The sequence below is a fragment of the Acinetobacter sp. ANC_7513 genome (genome assembly GCF_056779915.1).
The window spans coordinates 263,973-277,482 of record NZ_JBWYIW010000001.1 but is presented as its reverse complement, the minus strand read 5'-3'; the positions used below and the strand labels follow the sequence as shown (position 1 = coordinate 277,482).

Sequence of the window (13,510 nt, the reverse complement as noted above, 5' to 3'; positions counted from 1 at the left end):
TAATCATGGATAAATATTGTATTTAAATTTACATTTCACTACCCAAATTCGCTTAATTCTGTATGCTATAAGGATTAAGATGAATGTAATTGGTTTTTTAAACTATTTTCCTATAAGGAGTACTCATGACTGACAGCAGCAATCAATTGATGCCCCTGTCATTGTCTGCGCCCGGGGTCAATTTAGGTGCTTACATTAGTACTGTAAACCAGATCCCTATTTTGACAGCTGAACAAGAAAAAGAGTTAGCTGAACGTTATTTTTATGACCAAGATCTAGACGCAGCTAAAATGCTGGTGATGTCCCACCTTCGTTTTGTTGTGCATATTGCCCGCAGTTACGCAGGTTACGGCTTACCTCAAGGCGATTTAATCCAAGAAGGTAATTTAGGCTTGATGAAAGCCGTAAAACGCTTCGATCCCAATATGGGAGTACGCTTAGTTTCTTTTGCAGTACATTGGATTAAAGCTGAAATCCACGAATATGTGATTCGTAACTGGCGTATTGTTAAAATTGCGACAACTAAAGCTCAACGTAAACTGTTCTTCAACTTAAGAAGCTTAAAAAAATCGAGCAAGAAATTAACGCTCGAGGAAGCGCAATCTATTGCGGCTGATTTAAATGTAACAGCCGAACAAGTTCTTGAAATGGAAGGTCGTTTAACAGCTTATGACGCAGCCTTCGAAGCTCAATCCGATGAAGATGATGAAAGCTCAGTTCATGTCGCTCCTGCGCTTTACTTAGAGGATAATCGTTATGACCCTGCTCGTTTAGCAGAGGAAGAAGATTATGAATCTCAGAGCACCTCTGCTTTACATGAAGCAATGGATCAGCTGGATGATCGTTCACGCAATATTTTACAGCGCCGCTGGTTAGATGATGATAAGTCTACGTTGCATGAACTAGCTGCCGAATATAATGTTTCCGCTGAACGTATTCGCCAGCTTGAAAAAAATGCCATGGACAAGATCAAGATCGCCATGTCATCAAATTAATACGATTACCAAAAAAGAGCTATAAGCTCTTTTTTTGTATTTACGCTATGCAAGTTTAAAAAAATCGTACGTCATGTATGCTATCGTATGACGCAATTTTCGATTGGGAATAACCTGATGTGGATCTCAATATCAGCCATTAATTTAGCGCTTGCCGTAATGCTAGGTGCTTTCGGCGCTCATGGCCTTAAAGCTCGTGCAACCGAAGCCCAACTGACATGGTGGCAGACTGCAACTGATTATTTCTTTTATCATGCAATTGGATTATTAATACTCGCCCTCATACCAAAAATAATTCCAAACTTTTCAACTCAATTCAGCTTTATCTTCATCCAGTTCGGTATCATTTTATTTTGTGGATCTCTATATCTCATGGCTTTAGGGCTCCCGCGCGGGTTAGGGGCAATTACGCCTCTTGGTGGAGCATTGATGATTATTGGCTGGCTACTTTTAGCATGGCAAGCATTCAAAATTCAACATTAATTTGAAGGTCATCTGATGAATATTTTTTTAAATGGCGAGTCGATTCAAACGCAATGCCAAAACTTATTAGAACTGATTCAAGAATTATCGCTAGAAGGTAAACGATTTGCTGTTGAAAAAAATGAAATGATCATTTCAAAAAGTAAACTAGCAGATACCCCTATTTCAGATGCTGACCGTATAGAAATAATTCATGCTGTTGGCGGTGGTTAACTCGGAGTAAATATGGAAGATAGTCCGTTGATCATAGGATCACGTTCATTTAGTTCACGACTATTAGTGGGCACTGGAAAATATAAGGATATGCAGGAAACTGACTTAGCCATCCAAGCCAGTGGTGCTGAGATCGTTACTGTTGCAATCCGTCGCGTAAACATTGGTCAAAATCCAGATCAACCTAACCTACTCTCAGTGATTCCACCGGAAAAATACACCATTCTTCCCAATACAGCTGGTTGCTTTGATGCCAATAGTGCCATTCGCACTTGTATGCTCGCACGTGAACTTTTAGATGGTCACAATTTAGTCAAGCTTGAAGTATTAGGTGATGAAAAAACGCTTTATCCTAATATTACTGAAACCTTAAAAGCTGCAAGAACATTGATCGATGATGGTTTTGAAATCATGGTTTATACCTCTGATGATCCTATCGTCGCGCAAGAACTTGAGAGTATGGGCTGTGTCGCTATTATGCCTTTGGGGAGTTTAATTGGTTCTGGTTTAGGTATTCTTAATCCACATACCATTTCTATCATCAAAGAAAATGCCAAAGTCCCTGTATTGGTGGATGCTGGGGTTGGTACAGCTAGTGATGCTGCTATTGCGATGGAATTAGGTTGTGATGGCGTACTCATGAACACTGCAATTGCTGCTGCACAGAATCCGATTCTAATGGCTTCTGCTATGAAAAAAGCCGTTGAAGCTGGACGCGAGGCTTATCTTGCTGGTCGTATGCCACGTAAACGTATGGCAAATGCAAGCTCTCCAGAAACTGGATACTTTTTTAAATAAAAAAAACCCACTTTTAAAAGTGGGTTTTTTCTTAACTCACTCGTCGACGATACAAAGGATCATCCAATCCATCAATTTTGATAAAGTTAGGTAAATTTTTTATTCTTTCAATCCAAGCGCGTACATTTGGATAAGGCTCTAGAGAAATATCACCCATAGGTGCTAACGCGACATAGACAAACACTGCGATATCCGCAATAGTTGGTCTATTATTCGCAAACCATTCACGGTCTTTGAGCACACCATCTAAAATAGCCAAAGATTTGTGACCACGTATTTTCGCCTCTTTAAGTGTTTGCTCAGTACTTTCTAATCCCAAACCATTGTATGGACCTTTGAAAGACAATATCGCGCGTGCCGTGAAAACCCCGTATTGAACCCAACTGGCAGCAAAAGCAAGCCAATCTACAATTTTAGCTTGTTCTACTAAATCCTCAGACCACCATGTGTTTTTATCTGAATATTTACCTGCTCAATACACCAAAATTGCGGCAGAATCAGTTCAAACAATATCGCCATCTACTAATGCTGGCACTTCGCCTTTTGGATTAATTTTTAAAAATTTCTCACTATGCTGTTCATCACTGAAATAATCTAGTTCTACAATTTCAAGATCCACTTTCAATAATGCTGCTAACAGACGTACTTTATAACTGTTACCTGATTCGTTGTAAGAATATAATTTCAAACTCATTTTTTAGTCCACCGTTTTAAATACAAAATATAAATATCAGATTTAAATCAGCAACTTAAATAATGTTTAGTTCAAAAAATATCATGAATAACGATATCTTATTTAATGGATTACCACTGAATCTGAAACGAATTATGATGAAAAATTTGTCTTTTTAATGCTCTCTATTTCTAAATAATCTTTGTGAAATTACTCTGAAAATTTTAGAGTAAAAAAAGAGCCTTTCGGCTCTTTCTCGAAACAAACGGAACGAAACCTTACCTGTTAAGGAATCAATCCTTCATCTCGCATCGCAATCTGTACAGACTGACGCTCTGCAACTTTATTGCGTATATGAATAATATTTTTATAAGGACTCAAGTCATGTTCAATATGATTAGACCAATTGGTGAGTACAAATAAGTACGCATCTGCAGGTCCAAAATTATCATCTACCAAATAATCATTATTAGATTCACCAATTGTTTTATCAATGAATGTCAGTAAACGATCAACTTCGGCATACGCTTTTTGTTTAGCATCGTCCGTGAGCGGTGCACCGAAAAACACTGCATAAGCATCGTGTAATTCAGAATTTAGATAACCAAGCCACTCTAATACTTTTGCTCGACCTAATCCAGAAGGGGGGATTAAATCTTGAGCAGGATCATGCTGTGCCAAAAATGGTAAAATTGCGACATTTTCCGTTAAAATTAAGCCAGGATTAATTTCTAGCGCCGGCACATAGCCTTTAGGATTAATTGCGAAGTAATCTTCGCCTTTTTCAGTGGTATGAGTTTTAAGATCAACACGAACCAAATCAAAATCAACATTAATTTCATTTAAAATAATATGCGCTGCGAGTGAACATGCACCTGGCGAATAATACAACTTCATACTTTTTCCTTGTTATCTAACTACTATCATTTTTAAATTGCTTCACGCTTTTTTTCAATAAGAACTGTTTTTTAAATTGCAAGCAAGCGTAAACATCGATGATCTCCTTATGAATATTGTGCAGATTGAATTAATTTTCAAGCTTTTTTCAGCTTTTATTTGTGTGATGTTTTACCATAGCGCTGCTACATCTTTGTGAAAGGCAAATTGTGATTTATTTAAAGAAAGATCAGTGGTTTTCTAACATTCGAACTGACGTACTTGCAGGCTTAGTCGTAGGCTTAGCTTTGATTCCAGAGTCAATCGCATTTTCGGCGATAGCTGGCGTTGATCCTCAGGTAGGTCTGTATGCCTCATTCTGTATAGCTGTTACGATCGCCTTCTTTGGTGGTAGGACTGCTATGATTTCGGCTGCTACAGGTGCGATGGCGCTGCTGATGATCACTCTTGTTAAAGAACACGGATTACAATATTTATTGGCAGCTACGATTCTGACAGGTGTAATTCAAATTATCGCTGGATATCTCAAAGTCGCAAAACTCATGCGTTTTGTTTCCCAGTCAGTGGTCTATGGTTTCTTAAATGCTTTAGCGATTCTCATTTTTATCGCTCAATTTCCAGAAATTGCTCAAATGAATAGCTTAGGCTATATATTTTTAGCGATTGGTTTATTGGTCATTTACGCATTTCCCTATTTACCCAAAATCGGAAAAATCATACCATCGCCATTAGTGTGTATTATTGTACTCAGTGTATTGGCACTTCTACTTGGCGCTGACATGAGAACAGTTAGTGATTTAGGTGCATTCCCAGATACCTTGCCTGTATTTTTAGTTCCTGAAATTCCATTCAATCTCGACACTTTACTTATTATTTTACCGTACTCTCTCACGCTCGCCACAGTTGGTTTGCTTGAGACCATGATGACTACGACTGTGATTGATGAAATGACTGAGTCTGAAGGAGATCGTCATCAAGAATGTCGCGGTCAAGGGATCGCGAACATGGTAAGTGGCTTTATGGGGGGTATGGCTGGATGTGCAATGATCGGTCAATCCATCATCAATGTCAGCTCAGGTGCAAGAACAAGATTATCGACATTAGTGGCTGGTGTTTTTTTACTATGTCTCGTGGTCTTCTTTAAAGATTGGTTGGCTTATATTCCTATGGCTGCTTTAGTCGCCATTATGATCATGGTCGCGTTCACGACATTTAATTGGGATTCAGTAAAAAATTTCCGCAAACATCCCGTGCAAAGTAATGTTGTCATGCTTACTGTCGTGGTGATTGTTCTTGCAACACATAACCTTGCTCTAGGCGTATTGATTGGTGTAGTTCTGTCAGCCTTATTTCTCATTAATAAACTCGAGAGTGAAGTAAAAGTTCAATCTGAATTAGAAAATCACGTGCGCTACTATACGGTGAAAGGTCAAATATTTTTCAGTAGCGCAGAAATTTTTTATGCATTTTTTGATTTCAAAGAAGATATCAAGCAAGTAGAAATAGATCTCAGCTATGCTCATATTTGGGACATCACTTCTGTCAATATGTTAGCGAATGTCGTGGCTAAATTTGAAGCCCAAGGAATTCAGGTACGTGTGATTGGTCTAAACCAAGCGAGCGTAACATTGATAGAACGTATCTCAAATACTTAAAAAAAGAGCCAAATGGCTCTTTTTTACTGTTAAGTTTTAGGAATGGTTTCTGCGTCTCCAACCAACCAAGGCTAACAGGCTTAATCCTAAAATGGATAGCCAGTTCAACGAACCACCACCTGACTTAGTGTCACGCTGTGGCTGCTCAGCATTTGTTGAGCTATTGAGCTCTAAGTCGACAATCACTGGATCATGATCAGATGATCTAAATGCATGATCAGCATAAAAGAGCGACTTCTGCTCTGTAGTCTTAAATTCTTCGTTATAATCTAGATTAGTTGGCTCATCAGCGTTAATGTGCCATACAAATGCACGCTTAACCGCAGGAAATAGCGAAGCATCAGCTAAAGCATGATCCAAATTACCTGCTCCACCAAATCCAGCTTTGTTACTGTCGACACCAAATACATAGGTATACGCCTGTTCGCCGAGCCCTACAACTTTGTCCGCCAGTACATTCGTATAATTAGCACGCTCTAAAGCCAAGATAGGATCTTCTTTTGCATAACTGTTTAAATCACCAATCAAGAGCGTATTCGGATGACCTGTAATTTGCGTTGGATTCTTTGCAATCCACTGCATGAGTTGTTGTACCGCTTTAACTCGTGTCGCATTCCAACATCCCTGACCATCACCTTGATCCGCATCAGCAGATTGATCATTTGAAGGACAACTTCCTTTAGACTTCAAATGATTCGGAATAACCGTAAAGATTTTACCGCCACTCACTGGTTGAAAACTTTGAGCAAGGGTCACTCGATTTCTTTGTGACTGGTCATCAAACACTGCAGCAGCGTTAACAGGTTTTACACGCTTACTGTTGTAAATAATCGCAACAGCAATCGCATCATCACCTAATCGATTTGAATTTGGCGGAGTGATATATTTCCACTCCGATCCAAGTGCTCGTGTTAAATATGCAATAGCACTATTTTCACCATATCCATTATTCGCAATTTCCATTAAACCAACTACATCAGCATCGATTTCTTTCATTGCACTGACAATTTTGGCATGTTGCTTCTCAAACTCAGCTTTGCTGCTAGCACCTCGCTCAGTTGGAAAACCATTTAAACCATTATCATAGTTCAAAACATTGAAAGCCACGACACGGGTTTGGTTTGAATTTTTCTGAATCATTGGTGGCCGCGGGTTATTCGCTTTAATTTGGATTTGAGTACGACCTTGTACAGGTTGAATACGCCAAGAATTGAATCGATATTCTAGAATACCCTCAACAGCATTTAACTGATCACCTGCACGTAAAGTATTTAAAGCACTAAACTGACTTGGCAATGTAGGCGTTAAATTTTGTGCATTATATCCGTCATCAAGTTCAATTTTGGACAAAAGATTTTTTTGCGCCAATGCCGTTGCTTGTGCTGATTTAGCTGGATAAATATTGGTCGGCATAAACAAACGTCCTAGACTTAGTGACAGTTGTCCGTAGCGACCATAATTGTAATTTTCACTTACCGTTAATGTTTGAGGGATTTTAACCAACATACCTTGATAACGCTTTGGCGCATGCCCTGACGCGTTAGCTAAACTCTCAAATGGTAACTCGATTGATAATGGCGTTATCCAAGCGCTTGCCGCTTGATTACAAGTTAAAATATTTTCGGATAAATTATCAATCTGTAACTGATTTTGATATTCAGTTAATCGACCTTTAAGAACGACTTCTTCTCCGACTTTTCCTCCTTTTATAGGACTTGAAGCAGGAGCATATACAAAAATCGCGTTAGTTAGATCGGGTTTTGCTTTAGCATCAGGGGTTTGGATATAGAAACCTGAGAATCCATTCGCATAACGATAATCCGCAGTAATCACCCCCTTCACAGTATAGTTTTGATTCTTAGCTGCTTGTGAGAGTTCAGCGATAGGTGTATTCGCAGAGTTACAACTTAGAGTCGTCGGAGATGGCTCTATTGGTTCATTTGTACTAATCGCTAAATACTGGTTAAAAGCATTGCGATCCGACCATTTAGCCCACTCTTTTTGAATTTCAAAGGGTGCAGATGGATCTATCGAAACGACATCATGTGTTTTCTTTGTACGTTCAAAGCTTAAACCGGTTGCCCAGTTTTGCTGTATTCCAATCGCACCAAAACGGTCGACAGCCACATTGTTTTTATAGAGAACAATTGCATCATCGCCATTAAATGAAAGGTTAGCAGTTTGCTGAACAGCTTCACCCAATTCAGTTTTTAAATTTGAATGTCCAATTAAAAAGTGCTGCTGAGCTGTTAAAGTTCCTTGCAGCTTAACCGTCAAATTCGCGGTGGTTAGACCATTCGGAAATATTTTTAATTGATACGCGGATAAATCAACAACACCTCCATCTGGATTGTATAGTTCAATACCTTTCTTGTTGTTATTACCATCCACATACTGGCTGATCATGAGTTCAGCATAGGGCGTTGAACTAAATCCGATCAAACATAAAGATAATGTGAGTTTATTGAACACCCATTTATTTAGCGTTATTTTATTCATTTTAAGTCTTATTCATTGTTCATATTATTTTCCAAGCCTAGTGTACAGGCATGACAAGTAGATGAACAATTCATGACATTTTGAAAAAGTTCATGAATAGATCGACAAATCATTGATAGCTACGTAGCGCTTTCAGGTAGAAAAAGGTTTGACTTAGGAGACTCAGGTCTTAAAATACCGCATTCGAATTTTTTCTCATTTGCCAAAGTTATGTCGAACGATCAATTAGACCCGCAAGTTGTAGAATTAGACAACTTGAACGAGCATCGCGAAATTGTCACATTTATGCGCCGTTCATCTCCGTTGAATACTTCTCAACGAACTGCGCTTGAACAATATGGTCACTTAATTTTGGAATATCCTGTTGGTGATTTACGTCAGCAATTTGAGCATCCTGAACGTCCATTGACGGTTGAAATCGGTTTCGGTATGGGGCGCTCTCTTGTACTTATGGCAAAAGCCAATCCTGAACGCAATTATGTCGGCATTGAAGTACATGTTCCTGGCATTGCACAATGTGTATATGAAGCGGGTATGGCTGGTTTGACAAACTTACGTTTACTTGATGCGGATGCAATTCAAGTTTTGCGTGAAATGCCTGATAACAGTATCAATGCAATTCAACTTTATTTCCCCGATCCTTGGCAGAAAAAACGTCACCATAAACGTCGCTTTGTCTCACACGATCGTATGCCTTTAGTTGAAGAAAAACTTGAAATGGGTGGAACATTCCATGCTGCAACCGATTGGGAACCCTATGCAGAATGGATGTTAGATGTATTAGATAACCGCCCTCGTTTAGAAAATATGGCGGGTAAAGGTAACAGTTATCCTCGCCCTGACTGGCGTCCTCAAACTAAGTTTGAACGTCGTGGAATTGAAGAAGGCCACAAAATTAACGACTTCTTATTTAAAAAGATTCAATAATAAAAAACAGGACTTAAGTCCTGTTTTTTATTCTGATTGTCTTTTATAAATTTGGTCACTCACCACACTATACACTTGGCTTAAATCCGTACGTCCAGCCTGCGCCAGCATCTCCTGATGCATATGGATAATGTTTTGATCACCACGCATCGCCGGACCAGTTTGCACCTGCTTTGGGGGATTCAAAGTCGCTTTTTTCGCAGTTTCCAAAATCAATGGGTACAATAAATTAAAATCGACTTTTTGTGCATCTACGAGCTGCTTAGCAACGTCATAGCAATAATTGGTAAAGTTACACGCGAATACTGCTGCTAGATGTAAACTCAAGCGCTGTGTTGAGTCATATTGATAAACCTTTTGACTTAACTCTTTTGCCATTTGAGTCAAGGATGCTAAATCTTGGTCGCGCATCGCTTCAATAAATATTGGCGTACTAAACCAATCAATTTGACTTTCAAAGCTAAAGGTTTGTAGGGGGTAAAACACACCCGCACGTTCATGATATTGCGTGATTTTAGAGATATGGGTACTGCCAGACGTATGTACAATTAAAGCCTGAGGAAGCTGTTTTGCAACTTTTTGAGCAACTTCTTCAATTGCCTTATCACTCACCACCAATAATGCAATATCAACAGTGTCTTCGAGATCTTCAATCGCATTGCATGGTCTAGCTCTTACTAAAGCCGCCAACAAATTGGCTTTAGATTGCTCTCGACTAAACACTTGGACAATCTCATGATGCTGACTCAATACCTGAGCCAAATGATGAGCTACGCGCCCTGCTCCAATCACACTAATACGCATATCGCTTCCACATATATTCTGTATACCTAAGCATGCCGATAAAAAAAGGGCGAATCAATTCGCCCTTTTGCTATATTGTAATGAATTAATTAAACACATTGTTTAGGTATACAATTCTCTCATTGGTCTTTTGAATGAAACATTTAGAATATTGCATCTCAACATTCATTTGATTCATTTCATTGTCCCAATATTGATAATGTTGCTGATAAGTTTCGCGTTCTTTTTCTGGGATACTTTCAATTGACTTTTGAGAGACCACTTTACAGTCCACGTCACGACGTTCGAACCATTCAGTTTGATCGCTCTTTAGCTGCTCTTTTTGTTCGCCGCTCAAATTATCCCAAGTTAAATTAAGTCGCTCGACAGCTCTTGCTTGCTCTTTATCTAAATCAGATTTTCTCAATTGCATAGCTTTGAGTGCCAAGGCCTTTTGTTTTTGTTGAACAGCCTCATACTCTTCGTAAGCTTTTGATTCATTCTGATTTGCTTTACGAAATGCTTCAAATTGAACAGCATATCTCGTCATACTTGCAGCAATATCTAACAATGCATTATCAGGTTGCACACTCAGCATTAAACCTTCTTTATCCGTCTTGGTAATCTCATAATTCAAAGTGCCTGTGAGCTTATCTTGCCCATAACTGATATTGCCATGAACATCATTAATCCAATGTTGGAGCGTATAACTACCTTCGTCATGTTCACATTCGTATTCGCAAGGTTTTTCAAGGTATGCATTTTCAGCACGACGTTGAAGCCCCTTCGGCAGGTGGATAACCAACTGGCTTGAACACGTCAATTTGTTTGTTGCATTTGAAGGATCACTCGTTGTTGTAATCGACTTGAGTTCAAATCTAAGCGATGAGTTGATTTGGGAAAGTAATTTTAAATCTGACTCATACTGATCTGTTGCTTTTAAACGACGATCTAAAATGTTGTTATATTCCTGTTGCGCAAAGCGTTCAATTTCTTTGACATTCGTAGGAGAAGTACAACTCCAATCAGCAATTTCTACATTCTGTGAGGTGTCTTTGCTTTTCTTATTCAGATCACAACCTGCAACGAAGATGGTAGAGATAATCAAAGCCAATTTAATCTTATACGTCATTTTTTATACCGCATATTTATAATTTTGACATATTTAATCAAATAAAAAACAACAACTCCATCACATTTTTATTTTTTTAAAATTTGATGTGTAAAAGCTAACGCTCAACAACCCTGTTTAATCAATGCCTAACTTAGAGTGAAAATTTTTTGCTGTAATTCAGATGTTCGACTAATCGCCATATTTGTTTCGCAATTCAATCGAAAAACTTCAGGATTATCGGCGCCTTCACTATTTAATTTACATTCTAAATTACGCTTTTTTGCCCACAGTTCTTGCTCGTATTGTATTTTTTGGCGTGCTTGAAGTGAAGCTCTACTCCATACAGAATTTAGATCTTCATTGGCTTGATCTAATTTAAGTTGTGCTTCAGCAATAAGAATGGATTGATAATCATCTGATGTTTTATTTTGCTGATTTAAAAGTGCTTGTTTCTTTTGACGATCTAACACTAAAGCCGTCAAACGTGATGGTTTCAAATGGGCATCTATTAGAACTTTTTGCATAAAACTGGTGAAATGTAGTGCATTCACCAATTGTACAGTTACTTCATGCTCTGAAATTCGTACACTATAATTTAACTCAGTAGAAATCTGATTGTTCTCAAAGTTTAATTGAGAAAGTGCAGCTGATTCTAAAACATTTGACTCTCGATTTAATGCGCGCGATACATCAGCATCCGTCAGATAATTTGATGGTAGTTCAGCAGTGACTCTTGCTGTACACATCGTCTGATCAGAGGATCTCATTTTCTTTATTTTATCAATGTTTTCAATTTTAAATTGAACTGGTTTCAAACTACGCTGTAAGAGTTGACCATCTATAATAACTTGATCATTTTCTATAATACTTTTGAGTTGAGTCGCTGAGATATTCGCGATGTCTTTATGGATGACTTGTTCGAGTTTTAATTGCACTTCAGGTTGATCACAACGATTAAAAGCATACATGATTGAATACACTTGTTGGCATCCTGACAATGCACCAACCATGCACAATGTGGTCAATGTTTTCATCCGAAGTTTCATGCTACTCCCCCAATCAAACTCAAGCTCTTGATACCAAACCTCATTGGTTTTGTTTTGATTCTTATTAAAGCTCTCAGTTAAATTTTATTAAAAAATACAGATCTTCATAAAATATACTGAATCATGAATTATTCAATCATCCAAAATAAAAAAGGCCGATATTAATCGACCTTTAAATGATTGAATTCACATTATTTTATGAAAGTACGAATTACCTTACCTTTGACTTTTTGATTAATCAACGGTGTATTTTTACCTTGAGAAATAATAGAAGATTTATCAAGTGTCCATTCCAAATCTGGATCAACCAGCACCCATCCAGCCTGTGCTTTCCATGTCTCAGTCATTTGTGCAACAGCAGCTGGCGCACTCGTTACTTTTTCAACCCACTCTAATGGACTAAATAAACCTTCTTCAATCAATTTGATTCCAAAAGGAACATATGAATCAAAAGCAGTAAAACCTGGCAAAGTCTCTGCAAAAGGTGCCATTTTTGCAGAACTACTGAGTGGTTCATGATGCGTACAAATCGCGTCAATTACTCCAGATTTCACTCCCTGACGAAGTAACTCTTTATCAGACTCTGAACGCAAAGGTGGACGTACATGTGCCAAGGAATTGAATCCATCAATTAAAGATTCCGTAAGATGTAACTGATGCATTGCAACATCACACGTGACTGGCAATCCTTTTTCCTTCGCGATACGTATTAACTCAACCGAAGCACCACAAGACAGTAATCCGAAATGTGCGCGGACTTTTGTCGCCTCTATCATTAATAGATATTTTGCGATCGCGACCGTTTCTGCCAAAGCAGGAATCATTGGTAAACCTTGGCGTGAAGCAATAAAGCCTTCATGCACACAGCCATCTTTCGCAATTTGAGGCTCTTCAGCATAGAATACGACAGTTAAATTCAAACCTGCAGCATATTCAAGCGTACGAAGCACCACATCGTCATTCGCAAAAGGTGCATTTGCATTTGATACAGCAGTACAACCACCCTTTTTTAAACCTGCCATGTTGGCTGGTTGATTTCCTTGAAGCCCTTGTGTTTGTGCACCTATCACTTCAAGGTAAATCCTGCCATCTAACATTGCCTTTTCAACAAGACCATGAATTAAAGCACCATTGTCCTGAACGATAGGTTTTGAATCTGGTGGGGTAAATACATGTAAAATGCCATTTTCACGTGCTGCTTTACCTTCAGATTTCAACGTTCCATGTTGTTGTTGACCTGGCTCTCGTAAACGTGCACACAAATCAACCATCGTTGGCATCAACCATTTGCCTTGCCCATCGATGCTTTCATGCACATCTGAAGTCGCTTCGATGCGTTTTCCATCTTGAATAAAAATAGTTTGTATTTGATCAGTTTGAGCAATTGGATCTAGGACGCGTACATTTTCGACTTTAACAATAGACAT

The 13,510-nt window shown here is 38.5% G+C and carries 14 protein-coding genes; 6 read left to right on the top strand and 8 right to left on the bottom strand.

Annotation, left to right across the window (positions count from 1 at the left end; translation table 11 throughout):
* Window positions 1-125 precede the first annotated feature (125 nt).
* The 4 genes from rpoH to AC1M9B_RS01295 all read left to right on the top strand — a co-directional run bounded on the left by rpoH (window position 126) and on the right by AC1M9B_RS01295 (window position 2,489).
* The gene (gene rpoH, locus AC1M9B_RS01310) at window positions 126-995 is read left to right on the top strand and encodes an RNA polymerase sigma factor RpoH (RefSeq protein ID WP_035265916.1); all 870 of its coding nucleotides are present in this window, start codon (window positions 126-128) and stop codon (window positions 993-995) included.
* Window positions 996-1,112: 117 nt separating this feature from the next.
* Window positions 1,113-1,478 (top strand): DUF423 domain-containing protein, encoded by a 366-nt coding sequence (locus AC1M9B_RS01305; protein WP_035265913.1) that lies wholly within the window; start codon window positions 1,113-1,115, stop codon window positions 1,476-1,478.
* Between the two features lie 15 nt (window positions 1,479-1,493).
* Window positions 1,494-1,691 (top strand): sulfur carrier protein ThiS, encoded by a 198-nt coding sequence (gene thiS, locus AC1M9B_RS01300; protein ID WP_481608360.1) that lies wholly within the window; start codon window positions 1,494-1,496, stop codon window positions 1,689-1,691.
* Between the two features lie 12 nt (window positions 1,692-1,703).
* Complete coding sequence (locus AC1M9B_RS01295) at window positions 1,704-2,489, top strand: thiazole synthase (RefSeq protein ID WP_092766137.1); 786 nt, start codon at window positions 1,704-1,706, stop codon at window positions 2,487-2,489.
* Between the two features lie 31 nt (window positions 2,490-2,520).
* On the opposite strand, the gene AC1M9B_RS01290 is transcribed toward AC1M9B_RS01295, so the two are convergent.
* From AC1M9B_RS01290 to AC1M9B_RS01280, 3 genes are all read right to left on the bottom strand, one after another.
* Window positions 2,521-2,835, bottom strand: a complete 315-nt coding sequence (locus tag AC1M9B_RS01290) for a glutathione binding-like protein (protein WP_481608359.1) — start codon at window positions 2,833-2,835, stop codon at window positions 2,521-2,523.
* A gap of 156 nt (window positions 2,836-2,991) precedes the next feature.
* Entirely contained in the window at window positions 2,992-3,183 is a 192-nt protein-coding gene (locus AC1M9B_RS01285) for a glutathione S-transferase N-terminal domain-containing protein (protein ID WP_481608358.1), read from the bottom strand.
* Between the two features lie 264 nt (window positions 3,184-3,447).
* Window positions 3,448-4,059: a glutathione binding-like protein gene (locus AC1M9B_RS01280; RefSeq protein ID WP_092766135.1), complete on the bottom strand. Its 612-nt coding sequence runs from the start codon at window positions 4,057-4,059 to the stop codon at window positions 3,448-3,450.
* A gap of 209 nt (window positions 4,060-4,268) precedes the next feature.
* Here AC1M9B_RS01280 and AC1M9B_RS01275 point away from each other — a divergent pair, with 209 nt between their 5' ends.
* Window positions 4,269-5,714: a SulP family inorganic anion transporter gene (locus AC1M9B_RS01275; protein WP_481608357.1), complete on the top strand. Its 1,446-nt coding sequence runs from the start codon at window positions 4,269-4,271 to the stop codon at window positions 5,712-5,714.
* Window positions 5,715-5,750: 36 nt separating this feature from the next.
* Here the strand turns inward: AC1M9B_RS01275 and AC1M9B_RS01270 are convergent, their stop codons facing one another.
* Complete coding sequence (locus AC1M9B_RS01270; RefSeq protein WP_481608356.1) at window positions 5,751-8,213, bottom strand: ExeM/NucH family extracellular endonuclease; 2,463 nt, start codon at window positions 8,211-8,213, stop codon at window positions 5,751-5,753.
* A gap of 210 nt (window positions 8,214-8,423) precedes the next feature.
* Here AC1M9B_RS01270 and trmB point away from each other — a divergent pair, with 210 nt between their 5' ends.
* Window positions 8,424-9,140, top strand: coding sequence for a tRNA (guanosine(46)-N7)-methyltransferase TrmB (gene trmB, locus AC1M9B_RS01265; protein ID WP_035265903.1), 717 nt, complete (start codon window positions 8,424-8,426; stop codon window positions 9,138-9,140).
* Between the two features lie 27 nt (window positions 9,141-9,167).
* On the opposite strand, the gene AC1M9B_RS01260 is transcribed toward trmB, so the two are convergent.
* The 4 genes from AC1M9B_RS01260 to AC1M9B_RS01245 form a co-directional block, all read right to left on the bottom strand.
* Entirely contained in the window at window positions 9,168-9,944 is a 777-nt protein-coding gene (locus AC1M9B_RS01260; RefSeq protein ID WP_481608355.1) for a Rossmann-like and DUF2520 domain-containing protein, read from the bottom strand.
* 85 nt (window positions 9,945-10,029) lie between these two features.
* Window positions 10,030-11,055, bottom strand: coding sequence for a lysozyme inhibitor LprI family protein (locus tag AC1M9B_RS01255; RefSeq protein ID WP_035265899.1), 1,026 nt, complete (start codon window positions 11,053-11,055; stop codon window positions 10,030-10,032).
* Between the two features lie 128 nt (window positions 11,056-11,183).
* The gene (locus tag AC1M9B_RS01250) at window positions 11,184-12,083 is read right to left on the bottom strand and encodes a lysozyme inhibitor LprI family protein (protein WP_481589789.1); all 900 of its coding nucleotides are present in this window, start codon (window positions 12,081-12,083) and stop codon (window positions 11,184-11,186) included.
* A gap of 191 nt (window positions 12,084-12,274) precedes the next feature.
* Window positions 12,275-13,510 (bottom strand): dihydroorotase, encoded by a 1,236-nt coding sequence (locus AC1M9B_RS01245; RefSeq protein WP_481608354.1) that lies wholly within the window; start codon window positions 13,508-13,510, stop codon window positions 12,275-12,277.